This window comes from Bacillus sp. 3G2, from assembly GCF_044324725.1.
Classification (GTDB): Bacteria; Bacillota; Bacilli; order Bacillales; family Bacillaceae_G; genus Bacillus_A; species Bacillus_A mobilis.
Window position 1 is genome coordinate 4,590,008 of sequence record NZ_CP172246.1, and the last position, 18,896, is coordinate 4,608,903.

The 18,896-nt window shown below is 39.2% G+C and carries 17 protein-coding genes; 3 read left to right on the plus strand and 14 right to left on the minus strand.

The window, feature by feature from the left end:
- Nucleotides 1-75: 75 nt before the first annotated feature.
- The 5 genes from ACHZK0_RS23665 to ACHZK0_RS23685 are packed head-to-tail and all read right to left on the minus strand — an operon-like array spanning nt 76 to nt 4,748.
- A complete protein-coding gene (locus ACHZK0_RS23665; protein ID WP_061677598.1) occupies nt 76-801 on the minus strand; it encodes a GntR family transcriptional regulator in 726 nt (241 codons plus the stop codon).
- Nucleotides 801-1,817, minus strand: coding sequence for a sugar kinase (locus ACHZK0_RS23670; protein WP_395760946.1), 1,017 nt, complete (start codon nt 1,815-1,817; stop codon nt 801-803). Before ACHZK0_RS23670 ends, ACHZK0_RS23665 begins: the two co-directional genes overlap by 1 nt.
- Nucleotides 1,810-2,565 carry a 2-dehydro-3-deoxy-phosphogluconate aldolase gene (dagF, locus tag ACHZK0_RS23675; RefSeq protein ID WP_002191030.1) on the minus strand — a complete coding sequence of 252 codons (756 nt, stop codon included), beginning with the start codon at nt 2,563-2,565 and terminating at the stop codon, nt 1,810-1,812. Before dagF ends, ACHZK0_RS23670 begins: the two co-directional genes overlap by 8 nt.
- Before the next feature lies 1 nt (nt 2,566).
- A complete protein-coding gene (locus ACHZK0_RS23680) occupies nt 2,567-3,670 on the minus strand; it encodes a DgaE family pyridoxal phosphate-dependent ammonia lyase (RefSeq protein WP_098763538.1) in 1,104 nt (367 codons plus the stop codon).
- Entirely contained in the window at nt 3,648-4,748 is a 1,101-nt protein-coding gene (locus ACHZK0_RS23685) for an amidohydrolase/deacetylase family metallohydrolase (RefSeq protein WP_270341318.1), read from the minus strand. Before ACHZK0_RS23685 ends, ACHZK0_RS23680 begins: the two co-directional genes overlap by 23 nt.
- Before the next feature lie 192 nt (nt 4,749-4,940).
- On the opposite strand from ACHZK0_RS23685, the gene ACHZK0_RS23690 reads away from it, so the two are divergent.
- Complete coding sequence (locus tag ACHZK0_RS23690) at nt 4,941-6,170, plus strand: translocation protein TolB (RefSeq protein WP_262741766.1); 1,230 nt, start codon at nt 4,941-4,943, stop codon at nt 6,168-6,170.
- A gap of 68 nt (nt 6,171-6,238) precedes the next feature.
- Here the strand turns inward: ACHZK0_RS23690 and ACHZK0_RS23695 are convergent, their stop codons facing one another.
- The 9 genes from ACHZK0_RS23695 to ACHZK0_RS23735 all read right to left on the minus strand — a co-directional run bounded on the left by ACHZK0_RS23695 (nt 6,239) and on the right by ACHZK0_RS23735 (nt 16,875).
- Nucleotides 6,239-7,099, minus strand: coding sequence for a M15 family metallopeptidase (locus tag ACHZK0_RS23695; protein ID WP_270341316.1), 861 nt, complete (start codon nt 7,097-7,099; stop codon nt 6,239-6,241).
- 82 nt (nt 7,100-7,181) lie between these two features.
- The gene (locus ACHZK0_RS23700) at nt 7,182-8,288 is read right to left on the minus strand and encodes a HAMP domain-containing sensor histidine kinase (protein WP_270605927.1); all 1,107 of its coding nucleotides are present in this window, start codon (nt 8,286-8,288) and stop codon (nt 7,182-7,184) included.
- A complete protein-coding gene (locus ACHZK0_RS23705; protein ID WP_262741763.1) occupies nt 8,281-8,979 on the minus strand; it encodes a response regulator transcription factor in 699 nt (232 codons plus the stop codon). Before ACHZK0_RS23705 ends, ACHZK0_RS23700 begins: the two co-directional genes overlap by 8 nt.
- A gap of 178 nt (nt 8,980-9,157) precedes the next feature.
- Nucleotides 9,158-10,264 carry an o-succinylbenzoate synthase gene (menC, locus tag ACHZK0_RS23710; protein WP_262741762.1) on the minus strand — a complete coding sequence of 369 codons (1,107 nt, stop codon included), beginning with the start codon at nt 10,262-10,264 and terminating at the stop codon, nt 9,158-9,160.
- Complete coding sequence (locus ACHZK0_RS23715; RefSeq protein ID WP_395761742.1) at nt 10,265-11,710, minus strand: o-succinylbenzoate--CoA ligase; 1,446 nt, start codon at nt 11,708-11,710, stop codon at nt 10,265-10,267.
- A 323-nt stretch (nt 11,711-12,033) separates the two neighbouring features.
- Nucleotides 12,034-12,852 (minus strand): 1,4-dihydroxy-2-naphthoyl-CoA synthase, encoded by an 819-nt coding sequence (menB, locus tag ACHZK0_RS23720; RefSeq protein WP_016079909.1) that lies wholly within the window; start codon nt 12,850-12,852, stop codon nt 12,034-12,036.
- A gap of 68 nt (nt 12,853-12,920) precedes the next feature.
- Nucleotides 12,921-13,733 (minus strand): 2-succinyl-6-hydroxy-2,4-cyclohexadiene-1-carboxylate synthase, encoded by an 813-nt coding sequence (gene menH, locus ACHZK0_RS23725; RefSeq protein WP_395760947.1) that lies wholly within the window; start codon nt 13,731-13,733, stop codon nt 12,921-12,923.
- Nucleotides 13,730-15,484 carry a 2-succinyl-5-enolpyruvyl-6-hydroxy-3-cyclohexene-1-carboxylic-acid synthase gene (menD, locus tag ACHZK0_RS23730; RefSeq protein WP_262741760.1) on the minus strand — a complete coding sequence of 585 codons (1,755 nt, stop codon included), beginning with the start codon at nt 15,482-15,484 and terminating at the stop codon, nt 13,730-13,732. The genes menH and menD overlap by 4 nt, the downstream gene beginning before the upstream one ends.
- A complete protein-coding gene (locus ACHZK0_RS23735) occupies nt 15,481-16,875 on the minus strand; it encodes an isochorismate synthase (RefSeq protein WP_270341304.1) in 1,395 nt (464 codons plus the stop codon). Before ACHZK0_RS23735 ends, menD begins: the two co-directional genes overlap by 4 nt.
- 194 nt (nt 16,876-17,069) lie before the next feature.
- On the opposite strand from ACHZK0_RS23735, the gene ACHZK0_RS23740 reads away from it, so the two are divergent.
- On the plus strand, nt 17,070-18,023 hold the full coding sequence (locus ACHZK0_RS23740) for a 1,4-dihydroxy-2-naphthoate polyprenyltransferase (protein ID WP_000425753.1): 954 nt from the start codon (nt 17,070-17,072) through the stop codon (nt 18,021-18,023).
- Between the two features lie 110 nt (nt 18,024-18,133).
- Nucleotides 18,134-18,865: a yteA family sporulation protein gene (locus ACHZK0_RS23745; protein ID WP_262741757.1), complete on the plus strand. Its 732-nt coding sequence runs from the start codon at nt 18,134-18,136 to the stop codon at nt 18,863-18,865.
- Nucleotides 18,866-18,896 lie beyond the last annotated feature (31 nt).

Genomic DNA, 18,896 nt, shown 5'->3' on the forward strand with positions numbered 1-18,896 from the left:
AGCAACACCTGATTGGTGCAGGATGCATCCAATTGAAGTTTCATTTTATAAAAAAAGAGGGAAAATCCCCTCTTTTTATACGTCATAATTCACTACATAATGCTGCATTTCTGTGTTATAGTAGCCTTCACTATATTCAATTACTTCGCCAACTTCATCGTAAGAATAGCGCATACGTTTTAATAACGCTGTCCCCTCTTTTTCACCTAACGCTTCTGCAACAAAATTAGGCGCAAGTCCAACAGCGAATTCATCTCTGAAGTTTTCTAAATGTATACCTCTGTCCTCGACTAAATCGTAAAGCGATTGTAGATCAAAGTCCGATAAATCTGTACTTGCCATGTGTGCTGAGAAATAGTGCGTATAATGAATATACGGTGCATCATTTAACGCATATAAACGTTCGATACGGAAACTCTCCTTACCGAATAATCGAAATGGCACTGTTCCTTCTTCGTTATGAACGATTTCTGCTTTTAGCAATTTCTTCTGTACTTTATATCCTTCTTCCACTAACACTTCTGTAAATTTCTTACCTTTTGACAACTTTGTCGCAGAAGTATTACGGATGACTTTCGTTCCTTTACCACTTTTCTTTTCCAAATATCCTTCTTGAGCGAGTTCTTTAATTGCATTCCGCACTGTAATTTTACTTACTTTGAACTCTTCTTCTAACTGCGGTTCGGAAGGAATATTCGTATGAATCGCATATACACCATGCAATATTCGATCCCGAATAATATTTTTTATTTGTAAATATAATGGTCCTTTTTTTCTCGTTACGTTCACCGTTACACCCACTACCTTTCTACATCACCTACTGATGCCGTCATTGCCCGAAGTATATCCTTCTCTGATGACATTGGCGTATCACCGACGATTGTATGTGCAAGCATTCCAGCTGCTGACGCAAATGAAACAGCTTTCTCTGGTGCAAACTCTTCTATCTCGCCATGAATAATCCCGCTCGTATAAGCATCTCCAGCACCTATTCTATCATATACAGAAAACGTAAGTGTTTTTGCAAAAGTGAACGCACCATCTTTACATATAAACCCTCGAAGCGAATGTGTATTATCGCTATTAATAGAGCGATGTGTACCAGCAATTGTAGCGATATGATATGTTTCAGCCACTTTCGGAATAAGATCAACTAGTTGCGCTTCTCGCTCCGTCTCTTCTGTTTGCATTCCAAGAACGAACATTGCATCTTTTTCATTCATCATAACGATATCAGCAAGAGCTAGCATTTCTTCATAATGCGGTTTCGCCTGCTCATATCCATCTTCTCCCCAAAGCGATGGACGATAATTGCAATCAAAAACGACAGTGCCTCGATTTTCTTTAACTGCTTTCGCTAAAGATTTCATATGATGGCGCACCGTATCATTCATCGCAAGTGTAATCCCGCAAAAATGAACGATATCAATTTCCTTGGCGATTTCTTCAAACTGGTACATCTCTTCAGACGCCGTATTGAAGCTACTTTCTAATCGATTTGAATATGTAACGCGGCTTGCACGTGCACCAAATCCATTTTCTAAAAAATACATGCCTACATATCTACCGCCTCTTGAAATAAATGGCGCCTGAATGCCTAACTTTTGAATATGAGATATCGCAGCATCCCCAACCGAATTTTCCGGTAAAGTTGAAATAAGAAAACCTTCATGCCCGAGATGAGAAAGTGCTGCTGCAACGTTCACACCTGTACCAGAAAATGAGTAGTTTAATGTGTTAGCTTGCGACAACAATTCATATCCTGGTACTTGCAAGCGCATCATTACTTCGCCGAATGCTGCAATTTTCTTACGCATATTGATCAACTAACTTCTTCACTACCGCTAATAATTCACGAACATCTTCTGTTTTCGTATTACCAGTTTCTTTATCAATAATAGAAGAGTACACGTGCGGAATAACTTGCTCTACGTTTGCTTCAAGCGCAATGCGTACAATTGTTTCGAAGTTTTCTTTATCAATTCCGCCTGTTGGTTCTAATGCAAATCCTTCTTCCGCACATGCTTTTGCAACTGCGCGATATTCTTCTTCATGAGCTAAACCTTTCATTGGGAAGTATTTCAATGAATTTCCGCCCATATCACGTACAAGTGCGATCGCTGTTTTAATTGGAACGATTGCTTTTTCTTCTCCAGCTGCACTAATTGGACCAGTAGAAATATTTACGTACCCTACTTTTCCTGTTGGTGATACTAAACTATTAATCCAGCTATCTTTTCCGCCAAGATTTGCACGTGTCGCTCCAACTGAAGGGAACACTTGGTTAATATGACTACCAGGATAATGCTTTGCAATTTCAGCTACAACTGCTGCTTGGCGATTATCTCCTGCTCCTAGTCCGATCGATACAGCGTCATCAATTTCTTTTCCGTATGCTTTCATCGCTGTAACTGCTTCTTCTACTGTTGGGTAGTCTTTTGATAACACCCCTACTACTACATAACCTTCTGCTGCTTCAAAAATATCTTTCGCATTTCGGGTATTGTTCGCCAATACATTTAATGCTACACGACCTTTATAAAAACGTTTTTGAATGTTTGTCATTTTAGTTTCCCCCTACAATTTCTCTCATTTTTTCTTCAATTACATGTATGTCATCACCTTGAAGTGGACGTGGATCAATATCAAAGAATCCTTGTCTTACGCCGTAATCACGTGTGTAAATGGCAATTTCCCCTTCGCGTAATGCTGTTACAACGTCTTTTGCTGATTTATTTAACTCGTTCTCGTTAATATGAATACGTGCTCTAAAGATTGCTCTTCCTGCTTCATCTTGAACAATCGTTACATTTATACCGTTTAATTCTTTCAGCGGCATAAGTACTTGTAATAACTCTTTTTCTTGCTCACTTTTATCTTCTTTTACTCCGTACTCATCAAGCGCTTGAAGTAAACCGAAAGTTGTTTCTTTCCCAACTTTCATACTTCTTCCGATGCAATGTAATTGCACTTTCAGCCATTCAATATATTTTCGTTTGCCGCCGACAATACCAGACGTCGGCCCTTCAATTGCCTTTGAACCGCTATAAATGGCAAGGTCTGCATACTTCACATATTTTTGAATATCTTCTTCAGCTGCCGCATCGACGATAAGTGGTACGTTATTTCGCTGCGCAACTTCCCATGCTTCTTCAACAGAAATCATATTTTTTTGCACGGCATGATGGGATTTCACATAAAGAATCGCTGCTGTATTTTCACCAATCGCATCTTCAATATGCTCTGCTTTCCCTTCATTTGCATAGCCAACTTCTACAAGTTTACCGCCGCCTAAATAAATCATCGTTTCAACGGGAGCACCGTATTGAACGTTATGACCTTTTAACATAATCACTTCGTTTTTCGCGATGACCTCTTGATGAAGTCTTTCACTTTTACGACGATTTCCTTCTGTAACGATACCAGCGATAGAAAGTGCAATTCCGCTCGATGCTGAATTTACAACAACCGCTGCCTCTGAATCTAGAATTCTCGCAATATGGTCTCCCGCTTTATCTACTAAATCAGCAATTTCTACATAATTTTGTCCACCATGTTTCATCGCATCCATAACTGTATCTGTAGGAGCGGATACACCTAAAATACTCATTCTACCGCTCGCATTAATCACTCTTTTTAATCCGTACTTAGCATTCAATGAATGACCCATTGATTACAACCCCTTTCGTATCAATTCTTCTTTCAGCAACGCGCTGATCCCCTTCTGAATCAATTAACGTAACCTTCTCATCTTTCACCGTAAATAAAGTTAAGTTTGCAATATCGCCTTCTTGAATACGGCCAAGCTCTGGTTTCTTAAGCCACTCTGCCGCATGTTTCGTCACCGCATCAATTACTTCTTCTAGCGGATAACCTAAGTAAAGGAATTTCGAAAGAACGTGAGCCATACTATATACTGGACCGTGTATACGATTCTTTCGGTAAATATCTGTACTAATTGTATTAAAAGTAATATCGTGATGCTTCGCCGCCTCTGCTACTTTAAAAGAAAAACTAGCATTGCCATGACCAACATCTAAATGAACACCGCGGTTCACTGCATCTAGTAATACAGGTAGCGGTTTTCCTTCTTCGTCAAATAAATTATTTTCTTTCCCGTTTAAGTAATGTGTAATCACATCATCTTTTTCTAAAAGAGGTACAACTTCCTCTATGCGAGGAGGGGCTGAACCGATATGTACCATAATCGGTAATGATGTTTCACGAGATAAAGAGCGCGCTACATGAAGCGGTTCAATTCCACTATCACAAACGACACTTTTACTCATTCTCGCCTTTAACCCGACGATTACATCTTTATACTGTTCTACTGCTTCTATTACTTTCTCTTTATCTATCCATTCCATATTGGACAATTCATCAATTCGTTTCAAACCGATGCGAGAAATATTCAAAAAGGCAAATAAATTCGTTTTCGCCTGTTCTCTACTTTTTACTAAATCTGCAATACGATCAGCTCCGCAGCTACCCGCATCAACAATTGTCGTTACCCCTTGCTTAACGCCAATTTCATCCACCTCATCGCCATACGGATCAAACTCTGGAAAAGCATGAACGTGTAAATCAATCCAACCACTCGATACGTAAGTACCAGAGTAATCAAGAACCTTTTCACCCTCACCAGCACCAGCTTTCGTCACCTGTGCGATTTTATTATTTTCAATTACAATGTCAATCTCTTCCCCGTTCACACGTTTCACATTACGTAGTACGAATCGTTCTGTCATTGTATTTCCACCCTTTTCTATAAGAAGCCATAAGAATACGCTTACATTAAAATTTCATTTTATATCTCTTTCACATATTTAGAGTAACATGAAAAAAACGAAAAGTAAATATAACGTTATAATGTTTAATTTTATATTAAAATATGAGTTTCCATTACATATTCGGACACCCTATAAGCAGGAGGGATATTCTTGGGATTTCGAATTTTATTATTTATAATTTTAATCACTTTGTATGTACCAACAACGGTTAGCGCAGCCCCTCCATCACTCACGGCTGCATTTATCCGGGACCATCAGCTATGGATAAAGACAGGAAATCAAGAAATACAAATCACAAAAAATCGATATGTGTATTCTCCAAAATGGTCTTATGACGGTAGGTTTATTGGCTATATTGATAGTGATGAAGCGGGTAAAGAATCTAACTTATTCATTTATGATACGAAAGAGAAAATAAACTATCAGCCTTATGTAAGAGTCGTAACATCTGACTTTAAGTGGTCACCAAATAAAAATCAATTGGCTTACACTGATCAAGGTTTATTAAACGTTACAAAAATTAAAAACGGTCGCCCACAAGGTTTTGAAAATGTATCACTTGGGGTTAGTGATTTCGAATGGTTCCCGAACGGAAAGGAATTTATCGTCTCCTCACAATCCTGCTTGCGTCCGACCGGATGGGGCACAATTCCACTTTATAAAATACCAGTCGATGCAAATCTTGCTAAAGATAAAATAAAACCTTTTTATACGATTCAAACAAATGAAACTGATTTATTTGCGATTAACGCTAACTATTTCAAGTGGAGTTCTGATGGAAAGTGGATTAGCTTTTTGGCTAGTCCTACTGCTTCTTTGGCAATGGATAGCAATACATTATGTGTTATCTCATCAAAAGGAAGACACTTTCGAACGATTGGTAACATGCTATGGTTCAAAGATTGGATGAAGTGGGCTCCATCAACTAATCAACTCGCCTATATTTCAGGAGAAGGAAGGTTCTTTGTAGAAAATAAAAAATTCACAGTTGCAGACATGGTAACAGCAAAACAACAAAAGGTCTACACACCTGTCGGTTATGTAGACCTTGATTTAGAATGGTTTTCACCAAACAAGGTGATTGTGGCTCGTGCAACAGAAAATAAGGTATGGAAAGAAGGTCCTGTTCCGGCGATATTTACAACACTTTATATGATCAATATAAAAACAGAAGAACAGAAACAAATCTCGTTCCCAAAACAGAATGAACGTGATGAAGCCCCTCAAGTTATTGGACCTTATCTTACTTGGCTTCGCAAGAAAACAAATGTATATAAAGGCGATGTCTGGATGAAGGATAGCTTACATAGTCAAGAGTATATATGGCTGAAGAATGTTGATGAAGCTCCGACCTTTTTTACTCTGAATAAAATTCATTGAGAATTGTACATGTTCCTCTATTTTGATTCTCCCACGATAGAACACCATTATGGGAGAATCAAAATTATCTATTCCTGTACCGTCACAATAACCCCGTCCATATTATTCCCCGAAATTTCATACTGCTTATTCGCTGGAACATTCACTTTCCTGTTCCCGGACACTTTATAATAAGAAACCGTATATTTCTTACCTTCCACATCGGTTGAAATTTCTTTTTTCTCTTTTAAGAAGTCTAAGTACTCCTCCAATGTAATTTTCTCTTTTTGCATAATCGCACTATGAGGTAAGCCGACATAACGTATATGCCACGGCTCATATTGAATGCCTGTAATATGACTTTTATTTTTCGGATAACGTAAAACAAAGCCATGCTTCCATATGTTCTCTTCAATCCACTTTCCTTCAGGGGCTCTCTCCATTTTCTTTTGCGTAGATCCAACGTCGAGCGATAATCCTAAATTATGTTCACTGTATCCTGCTGGAAGTGCATAGTCAGAGCCCATTTCTTTATACAATTTACTTTGCTCTTGAAAATCTCGATACCCGCTAGTCATTAAGAAATGCTGTACTCCATCTTTTCCAGCTGCATCGACAACGTTCAAAAAACTTTCCACAACACCCTTTGATAAGCGAAGATTTCTATCAAATATTACATAGCCTCTTACTAATTCACTATTGTGATTTACATTTATAATGTCAGACCTAATGCTATCTTTTTTAACTGGGTAATCTTTATTAACTAATAACAGATCCCCCTTATAAATTTCTTCTTTTGTAACCTCTATATTTTTCGTATTCGCAGCTCTTACCGTATTATCTTTGCCGGCAATTTTAACATCGATTTCTTTTTGAAATAATGGTGATATATAAAAACCTACACAGATTGTACATGCTATAAAAAGAGAAATAAATACCCACCTTTTCATTTCTAGTTCCTCCTTAACGTAACTTACGTATAGAATAGAAAAAACTATTAAAATAAAAAGTGGGGTAAAGTTTAAATTTTTATTAAATTACTTCGCTCTCTTCTTTTGGCAATCTCACTTCAAATATCGTTCTAATTACATTACTTTCAGCAGAAATCTTTCCATCATGCTGCTCAACAATATTTTTCGCAATAAATAGCCCAAGGCCTGTACCACCTTGCTGCTCTGATCTTGCCTTATCACCTGTATAAAACATATCAAAAAGATACGGTAAATCTTCTTCTGGAATGCTGTCTCCGTAATTAATAATTTGTACGACTACCTCTTCACTCTCAACATATCCGTTCACATCAACAAATTTCCCATCGTATCCGTAGCGAATTGCATTCGTTAACAAATTTTCAAATACTCTCGCTAACAATTTCCCGTCACCGTTAATAGGCAAATGCGGCGTGATATGCAATCTCGCTTCTAAGCCCTTTTTTTCTAATAACGGATATAACTCTTCATCTAACTGAATAAGCAACTCACTTATATCAATCGAGCTTTTTTCCAGCTGCAGCATTCCATAATTCATTCTCGTAATTTCAAATAACTCATCAATTAAACTTTCTAGCCTTTCGGATTTCGTAAAAGCAATTGTGGAAAAATGTTTAATTTGTTCTTTCGTCAAATTCTCATCTTTAAGAATTAAATCTAAATAACCTAAAACAGATGTTAACGGCGTCCTTAAATCATGAGCTAAATTAACAATAAGCTGATCTTTACTACTTTCCGCAAAGTCTCCTCGTTCTACTGCTTCCTTTAATTTTTCACTCGCTACATTTATTTCACGTGCGATATATCCAAACTCATCATTTGATGACACGCGCACTTCATTTGAAAAATTTCCGTTCGCCAAATGATGAATCCCGCTTGAAATCTCATCAAAATATTTTACATAAGGCCTAGTAAGGAAGAAGAAAAACATAATGGATAGAGGGATGAAAATAATTAAAAAGAAATTAACATCCCCAATTTGTCTTACCATGGAACGAAATTGAGCTAACGGATCCTCAAAACGAACGACTAATTTATAATAAATCCGTAATCCTTCATAAATGATATACGTTACGCCACCAGCAAATATCATACTTAACGCAAATAGCATAACCATCTTCGAGCGAAAGCTTCTCATCTTTTTAGCCATTGAAAGTATACCCTACTCCCCACACTGTTTTTATTAACTTATTCTTTCTTTTATCTTCCCCAAGTTTTTTCCGCAATGTACGAATATGTACCATAACTGTATTTCCGCCTTCAAAATAATCATCTGCCCATACTTGCTGAAAAATATTTTCTACATTGTACACTTTCTTCGGATGGCTCGCTAATAAATATAAAATATCAAACTCTTTCGGTGTTAATTCAACTTGTTCTCCGTACACATTTACCGTTCTTCGCTCCGGATCAATAACGACTCCACCTACCTCTAAAGCAGATTTATTCTCCGCTACTTTCGGCTGATTTAACGTAAGAAATCGGCGTAATTGTGCATTTACACGCGCGACTAATTCAATTGGTGTAAAAGGTTTTGTCATATAATCATCTGCACCTAATACAAGACCTGTCACCTTATCAAAATCAGACGTTTTCGCACTTAAGAAAATGATTGGCATATGATGCTTCGCGCGAATTTGGCGCGTCACTTCATAACCATCCATTTTCGGCATCATAATATCTAAAACCACTAAGTCGATTAGCTGCGTTTCAATAATATGAATTGCCTCTTCTCCATCAGCTGCTTTCACGACGTGGTAACCTTCTTTTTCTAAATGTATCTCAATTAAATCAGCAATTTCTGCCTCATCATCCGCTATTAAAATTGAAATGCGCTTCATTTTACTCCCCCTGTTTCTCATTCCCTTTTTATACGATCGATTGTAAACTAGTCTATCCAATTTGTACAATACGAAAAGGTTACTCATGAGAGTAACCTTAGTAAATAAAATTATATCAGCGATTATTGAAATATATCGACTTACCGACGAAATTCGACCTCTATTTTAAAGACACAACCTACCGCTCCAAAACAATCCGCTGCTTCGTAATTTCCGCCAATCTTCCGCGGTCTACTTCATACTTAGTATCAATGCTTCGCGGTACAATCACTTTTCCGTCCTCAAGCATCACTTCCGGCGAAATAATATCCTTCTCCCAGTGCCTACTAGAGGCAGATATATCACCTGGAATCGTAAAGTTTGGCAGTGAAGCAAGCGCAACATTTTGCGCCCTTGAAATCCCCATCTCTACCATACCGCCGCACCAAACTGGAATATTATGCTCCATGCAATAATTATGGATTTGAATCGATTCTGTTAATCCACCCACTCGCCCTGGTTTAATATTAACGATGCGGCAACTGCCAAGCGTAATCGCAACGCGCGCGTCTTCTAAACTATGGATGCTTTCGTCTAAACAAATTGGTGTTTCTATTTTCTTTTGCAACTGTGCATGGTCGAGAAAATCGTAGTCCGCTAACGGTTGTTCAATCATCATCAATTGAAATTCGTCTAGTCGTTTTAGTTTCTCCGTATCCGCTAATGTGTACGCTGAATTTGCATCAGCCATTAACGGGATGTGCGGGAACTCTTTACGAATTTCTTTCAATAACTCGTAGTCATGCTCTGGTTTTATTTTCACTTTAAAACGCTCGTATCCTTCTTCTGCGTACTTCTCGATTTGTTTTAACATAACCGGAATCGTATTGATACCAATTACAACACCAACTTCAATTTCAGTCCTAGTTCCGCCAAGTAACGTCGCTAGCGATTTCTGTTCACGCTTTGCGTATAAATCCCAAACAGCCCCTTCAATTCCGGCCTTTGCCATTCGGTTTCTTTTTATATGCTGGAACAAACCAGGCACTTCATTCGGATGAGAAATTTCAGCTTTCAATAAATCAGGTAATAAAAAATCTTGTAGTACATGCAGCGCTGTCTTCACTGTTTCTTCCGTATACCACGGTTCAGAGAAGGCAACGACCTCGCCAAATCCAATGTGTCCATCCGTATCTTCTAATTCAACCACGATGCTCTCACGCTTCTCATACGTTCCGTAGCTTGCAGCAAACGGGATTACGAGTGGCATTTCTGTTATATGAAGTGTCGCTTTTTTTATTTCCACCTACATCTCCTCCACTAATTGTCTTAACTCTCGTCTTAACAATTTTTTCGAAGCGTTTCGTGGCAATTCCTCTAAGAAACATGCTTTTTTCGGCACTTTATATTTCGCTAATTTCTCCTCGCAAAAATGAAGAATTTCTTCTTCTGTTACCGCCCCACTTTTCACAACAAAAGCAGCTGGTACTTGTCCCCATTTATCGTCAGCCATGCCGACAACACCAGCTTCCGCTACCATCGGATGAGAAAGCAACACTTCTTCAATTTGAGCCGGATATATATTTTCCCCGCCAGAAATAATTAAATCACTGCGGCGATCTAATACGTATAAAAATCCTTCTTCGTCTAAATAACCGAGGTCACCAGTATGAAGCCATCCGTTTTGAATGGTTTCGCGCGTCGCATCTTCACGGTTAAAATAACCGCCTGTTACGTTCGGTCCTTTTACTACGATCTCGCCTTCCGCAAACGGCGCTACTACTACGCCATCTTTTTCGATACGAAGTTGGCACTGAAATAGTGGTTTCCCGGCTGATCCTACTTTCGTTAACATGTAATCTGCTGATAACGTACAAATTTGCGACGACGTTTCTGTCATACCGTACGTTTGATACACAGGAATTCCTTTTTGTACACATGTTTCTAATAGTGGTTTTGGCGCTGGTCCTCCGCCAAGTAACATGCATCGTAAAGAAGATGGATATGTCTCTTCTCCAAGTCTTTCTAATAGATCTGTTAACATTTTAGAAACGACAGAAATAATCGTTACGCCTCTCGTTTGAAGTGCTTTATGAATAAAGTCAGCATCATATTTCGGAACGAGTAAAATGCGCATGCCGTACATAATATTTTTCATTAAAAGAGATAACCCGCCAACGTGGAACATCGGCATACAAGCTAACCAGCAATCATCATCACGAAGCCCTAAATTAAGCGAAGAACCAACCGCGCTTGCCCAGTGATTGCCGTACGTCAAAATAACGCCTTTTGGCTTCCCTGTCGTCCCTGACGTATAAATAATTGTCATCGCTTCTTCTAGAGAGAATTCTTCTTGTATAGAGGCTTCCGCCTTCGGTCCATTCATCACTTCGGCGAACGAATATACAGGAACATCTTTAGTCTCAAAATCCCGATCCGTCACTAAACATATAACTTCAGCATCATCCATTTGCCAAAGTAGCTCTTCTCTTGAAAGACGCGTATTTAAAAGTACAGCTACTGCACCTACGTAAGATAGGGCGTGAATAACTGTAATCATCTCCATACCATTTTTCATCAGAACAGCCACCTTTTGCCCACGCTTCACTCCTACATGCGTGAGGTGTTCACAAACAGATACTACTTTTTCATGCAGCTGCATAAAAGTAACTTTCTCTTCTTCTATTTCAATTGCAGTGCGGTCTGGTGTTAAAAATGAACGTTGCTTTAACCAATTTGGCATAGTTTCCATCATACATTCTCCTTTCATGAAAGAAAGAGACTTGATATGACATCAAGTCTCTTAGTTGTTTTGTTTCCTGTTGATCTCATCTAGCTACAGCAGCTAGAATGTTCGGTGGCTTTGCTTCTTCCTATGAGGCAAAAAGCGCCTCTACGTCAGAAGCTCCCTCCCCCTCACATTCTGAACGAGCTGCTTCCGCTTTTGGTCAAATCTAGCTGCGCCTCCTAGCCCCTTCCGTCTAAGAACCTTCCGCACGAGAAAGTAAAGAACACTTTCTGTGCGAAAGAACCTTAGCCTACGAGGCTAAACAGTCGGCTCCGCTTTTGGTTTGATCACGGGAAACGAGGGAATTGACCGAAGTCCGGACTGCGTTTTTCTTTGAACGCGTCGCGACCTTCTTTTGCTTCGTCAGTTGTGTAGTACAATAACGTTGCATCTCCAGCTAGTTGTTGAATACCAGCTAGACCGTCTGTATCTGCGTTGAATGCAGCTTTTAGGAAACGAAGTGCCATTGGGCTGTTTGCTAAGATTTCTTGTGCCCATTGTACTGTTTCTGCTTCAAGCTCTTCTAATGGTACTACTGTGTTTACTAAGCCCATATCAAGCGCTTCTTGTGCGTTGTATTGACGGCATAGGTACCAAATTTCGCGAGCTTTCTTGTGGCCTACCATACGAGCTAAGTAACCAGCTCCGTATCCACCGTCAAAGCTTCCTACTTTAGGACCTGTTTGTCCGAATACAGCGTTGTCTGCAGCGATTGTTAAGTCACATACGATATGAAGTACGTGTCCACCACCGATTGCATAACCTGCTACCATTGCGATAACTGGTTTAGGAATTGCGCGAATTAGACGTTGTAAGTCTAATACGTTTAAACGAGGAATTTGGTCGTCACCTACATATCCACCATGACCGCGAACTTTTTGGTCGCCGCCAGAACAGAATGCACGCCCACCTTCACCCGTTAAAATGATAACGCCAACATTTGCATCATCACGAGCGTGTGCAAAAGCGTTGATTAACTCCATTACCGTTTTAGGACGGAATGCGTTATGTACTTCAGGGCGGTTAATCGAAATCTTTGCGATACCATTGTATGTTGAATAAATAATATCTTCGTAATTGCCTTCTTTTACCCATTCAATAGCCATTACAACTACCTCCTTGTATATTTCTGATCTCCTCTATAAGTGTAGCTTCCTTCTTAGATGAAAAAGCATCACTGCATAGTTTTTAGAAATCCCTTTACTATTGTATCAAACTTTTCCGGTTGTTCCACATGAATTGCATGGCCAGCACCATCAATTTTGACAAATTTCGCGTCAGAGACGCATTTTTCGATGCTTTTTAATATGCGAAAGAACTTTTCATCATACTCCCCGTTCATTAAAAGAACAGGCATTTTTAAGTTTGGAAGCTCGTCCCACCATGAAGGCTGAGCCCCTGTTCCCATGCCGCGCAAGCTATTTGCAAGTCCTTTTAGATCGTTAACAAGCCGTTCTTTTCGCACCGCTTCTTGTACGTTTTGTGGTAAACTTTTTTGCGTTTCAAACAGCGGAATATTTTCCCACATCGATACAAAGCTTTGGATGCCTTCTCGCTCAATTTTATGAGCAAGTCGCTCATCTTTTTCACGACGTTCTTTTCTGTCCTCTTCACTTTTGAGCCCAGCTGTACAATTTTCTAATAAAAGAGAATGTACATACTCCGGATATAAACATGCCATCGTAATCGCCAGTCTACCGCCCATTGAATAGCCGAGTATGTGTGCTTTTTCAATATGAAGATAATCCAGTAGTTCTTTCATTTGCAATGCTACATTTCGAATATCATAATGAGTCACATCTTCAGGACTTTCCGTTTTTCCGTGCCCAACAATGTCTACTAAAATGACTTGAAATTGCTCGCTCCAAGAAGGAACGAAAGAACCCCACGTTTCCATGCTTCCCGTAAAACCATGAAGAAGTAGAAGTGGTTCCCCGCTTCCGACTACTTCATATTCATACGATACACCTTGCAGTGTTACGTTCATTTTGATTCACCTTGCAACGATATAGTAATTACGTCCTGCGTTTTTGCCCATAGTTCACGGTGCAAAGTTAAGTTTTCATCACGGTTCGTACAAATTTCTACAACGTGTAAACCTTCCGTCGTCGTTCCTTTTTGTACCTCTTCTCGGAATTGCTCCCAACCATTTACACGGCTAAATGAACCACCGTACATTTTGACAACATGCTCATAATCAAGCCCAATCGGTGTTCCAAATAATGATTCGAAGTGTTCCTTTTTCTCATACTGTGGTAAGAATGAGAAAATACCGCCACCGTCATTATTTACAACAACAATCGTTATATTTAATTCATGTAATTTTGCGGCTAATAATCCGTTTAAATCGTGATAAAATGATAAATCACCAATAACTAATACGAGCGGATCGCAAATAATGCTCGCTCCTAAAGCAGTGGAAATTATGCCATCAATCCCGTTTACACCGCGGTTTGCCATCACTTGAATATTTTTGTCCGATGTGAAGAAGAATGAATCTGTATCACGAATTGGCATACTATTACTCGCAAATAACGTTGCCCCTTCTGGTAATACACGGACGATATCCGTAATAACTTTCCCTTCAAATGCAGTATCATATGTTTCCATTTCACGAAGCGTTTCCTTCGTTTTTTCGTTTATATGTTGCCACATTCCGAACCAATCATTCTTTTTCATAACTGGCATTTTTTCTATTAGTGCCTTGCAAAATGCAATATCACTCGCTTGAACCACTTCTGTCGCAACGAGAGCTGGATCTCTCCATTGTCCAGATTCCTCAACAACAATATGAACGGCTTTCGTCTGTTTTTTAATGAACTGCGTTAATGCTTTCGAAACAGGCATACCACCAAAGCGAATCATAACTTCTGGCTTCCACGTTTCTTTTAACAATTCATTTCGTAAAAATGTATCATAACAGTCGATTACCATCGTTTTATCGTGGTGTCCGCTACGAATATTAGAAAGTGGATCTGCTAATATTGGATATCCCGTTTTTTCAGCTAGTTGCGTTGCAAACGCTGCGATTTCTGAATGACTATCATCTCCACAAATAATAAGCCCCTTTTCCATATGTGAAAGGCGCCCTACAAGAGAATCTACATATTCACTCGGCATCATCACGTTCCCTTGCTGAACTACTCCTGTATATTCCCCGCGTCCTTTATCCCATAAACTTTCTAATGAAAAGTCTGGAATGAGCGGTTCGCGAACTGGAAAATTAAGATGAACAGGTCCTTGCGGCGCTAGAAGTGCGCTTGCTATCGTGCGCTGCGTCGTCATGCGAGCGTAATGATACATCGCTTCACTCGCTTCTGGAAGTGCCATCTCTGTAAATTGCTTCACAAATGTACCGTATAAATTGAATTGATTCATCGCTTGTGGTGCACCGACGTCTCTTAATTCATGCGGTCTATCCGCTGTTAAGACGATGAGCGGCACTCGCGAATGAAAAGCTTCACATACAGCTGGATAGTAGTTCGCTGCTGCCGTTCCTGACGTACATAATAATGCAACAGGACGTTTTTTCGCTTTTGCGATACCGAGCGCAAAAAATCCTGCTGATCTTTCATCTACATGTAAATATGTGTTCATTCCTTCATGTTGTTCCATTAGCAAAGCAATCGGTGTTGACCGTGAGCCTGGACTAATGACAACATCACATACATTTAGACGCGTCAGTTCATCCACGAACGCGCCTAAATAATATGATAATGCTTCTATATGATTGTTCATTTCATTAATTCCTCCAAAGCACCAAGCATCGGTCTAAACTTCAAACTTGTTTCTTCATATTCAAGTTGCGGTACTGAATCAATTACAATCCCGCAACCGGCAAATAAGGATGCTTTCTCGCCATTTAATAATCCGCAGCGAAGCGCAACCGCAAATTCACCATTTCCTTCATCATCTATCCAGCCAATCGGTGCACCATATAATCCTCTGTCTAACAATTCAACATCACGAATCAGTTTCATCGCTTCCAAACGAGGTGTCCCGCCAAGAGCTGGTGTTGGATGTAATTCTTCTACCATTGTTAAAAGACTCGCATCGCCTTTTGCCTCTACAGGCGTATATAAATGAATTAAGTTTTTCGTTGTTAATAAGCCCGGGCTTTCCGGAATATTAACAGATTCGCAGTGCTCATTTAATACTCCTCGGATCATATTCACAACATAACCGTGTTCAGCTAAATTCTTTTCATCATGAAGAAGCGCATTACTATTTCGTTTACTTTCTTCTATAGATTGACCATGACCAGTTGAACCAGCAAGACACATCGAAGTAAACTTCTCATCTTCTTTGCGAATTAATCTCTCTGGCGTCGCTCCTAAGAAGCATGCTCCTTTATAATCAAAAGAAAATACGTAACAATCTGGTTGCCCTATGCGAAGTGCTTCTAAAACGAGAGCAGAATCAATATGATGATCCATTTCTACTTTTAGCTCCCTCGCTAATACAACCTTCTGCACGTTCCCCTGCTTCATTTCATCTTGCACTTTCTCAATGGACTTCATCCAGCCTTTCGGATCTACTTCTACTTTAGAAATAACTGTTAATTTCGATCCTTCTAGTGCACATTTACTCTCTCGTAAAATTTCCTCTTCTAAAGAAACAATTTCATTATAAAGGGTTTCTGCACAATCTGTTTCTGAAACGAATGTATTCATTGTTAACCATGCTTTTTCATTTTTTACAGTTAATAAAAATGCTGGTAGTGAAAATGTCGTATCATCAAATTCTTTCCATAAGTCCGTTTTCTCTTTTTCTTGATCAAATGAAAATCCACCAAATAAAAGAGGACCTGTTCCAAATTCGTATTTTTCTCTTTGTACAAATGCTTTCTCTTTTACTTTATCCCACTCGTCACGAGTAGTTTGAAAGCGTTTTTGAGAAGCAGTTGCTATAGTGAAAACAGAGCCAATTCCAGCAAATATTACATGCTGAGCTGGGTCTGCAAAATAACATCTATTTTCGAATGCAATCCTTTTACCTGCTGCATAAAACAGAAGCGGATCCATCCAGTCTATTTGTTTTACGAAGCTCACCAATATTTTTTCATCAGTTGCACGCTTAATAGCTGCAGCAAGAACTTCTTGCAAGCCTACTTGTTTCGTTTGAATCACAATTGTCTCCCCCCTATGGGCGAAAAATAGTCATAATTACGCTTGATTTTAAGATACACCTCAAACGAAAGGCCTGTCAACGTTTAGCAATTTTGAGAAATTCACCTTCTCTTCCTAGAAAATAAACGTTGACACTAAATGATGCTTTTTCTACACTTAGTTGTGTACAATATGTGACCAAAGGAGGATTCAACATGGAAATGAACGTCGAAACGAATTCCTCTCCTACGGCGCCAAAGCCAAGTAAGCAAACAGGCTGGCGCATTTGGTGGAGTTTACTACGTCCCCATACATTAACAGCAGCTTTCGTTCCTGTTTTCATCGGAACAGCATATGCAATGCAGGTCGGAGGCATAAATCAAATACATCTCCCTCTTTTCCTTATGATGCTTCTTGCTTGTCTTCTCATTCAAGCAGCAACAAACATGTTTAATGAATACTTTGATTATAAAAGAGGACTTGATCACGAAGGGTCAGTTGGTATCGGCGGCGCTATCGTTCGCGATGGCATTCAGCCAAAAACAGTGCTTAACTTAGCATTTGGATTTTTCGGCATCGCAATACTATTAGGTGTTTATATTTGTATGAATTCTAGCTGGTGGCTTGCAGCAATCGGTCTTGTTTGTATGGCCGTTGCTTACCTTTATACAGGCGGTCCACTTCCAATTGCCTATACACCATTTGGCGAGTTAACAGCCGGATTATTTATGGGTGTTATCATTATCGGGATTTCATTCTTTATTCAAACTGGAACTGTAACATCAGAAGTCATTTTACTATCTATTCCAAGCTCCATTTTAATTGGTGCCATATTATTAGCTAATAACATTCGTGACTTAGATGGCGATAAAGAAAATGGCCGTAAAACGTTAGCAATTCTCGTTGGACGTGAAAGAGCCGTTGGTGTACTTGCTTCTATGTTCATCGTTTCCTACATTTGGACAATTGCTTTAATTATCGTGGGCATCGTATCACCATGGATGCTTATCGTATTTTTAAGTGCACCGAAAGCATTTAAAGCGACGAAAGGCTTTATCGGCAAAAGCATTCCAATGGAAATGGTACCTGCAATGATTGCAACAGCAAAAACAAATACAATCTTCGGTCTCTTAATGGGAATCGGATTACTACTTGGATATTTCCTATAGAAAGGAGCTGCTGACGCGGCTCCTTTTTCATATACCAATTTCAGCTCATAATTCCTACTCGCAACGTTCATACTATGTAAAGAAACTGAATTGTAGGAAGGTGGACGACTATGTTAACTCCACAACAAATAAATCAATTTAAATCCGTTTTAGAAAAACAAAAACAAGAACTAGAGCAAACGATACAAACACACGAAAATGAAGATCGTGCATCTGAACGTGATTCCGTTGGAGAATTATCTAGCTACGATAACCATCCAGCTGATATGGCAACAGAGCTATATGAACGTGAAAAAGACTTCGGACTTATTGAACTTTGGCATAAACAGCTAGAGGATACGAAACACGCATTGCAAAAAATAGAAGAGGGTACGTACGGCATTTGCGAAGTGTCTGGCGAAGAAATTCCATTTGAAAGATTAGAAGCAATGCCGACCGCTACAACATGCATCCAGCACACGACAAGTAAGTTAAATATGAATACACGACCAGTTGAAGAAGAAGTGTTGTCTCCTTCTTTCCACAAACATGATGAAGATCATTCTGTTGAATACGATGCGGAAGATGCATGGCAAGATGTTGCCAATTACGGAACGTCTGAAACGCCGTCTGATTTAGAAAGACAAGATTCAAAAAACTATAATGGCATGTATGTAAATAGCGAGGAAAATGTAGGCTACGTAGAGGATTTCGAAAACTTTATCGGTACAGATATGTATGGAAAGAATCCGCAAGTTTTCGCTACAGAAGAGCATGAAGAATATGAACAAATGCTTGATGACTTTGAAGAGCGTACCTTTAAGGGCGAATTATCCTCAAATGAATCGAGTTCCAAAGAATAAAAAAAAGCATTCCGAAAATCGGAATGCTTTT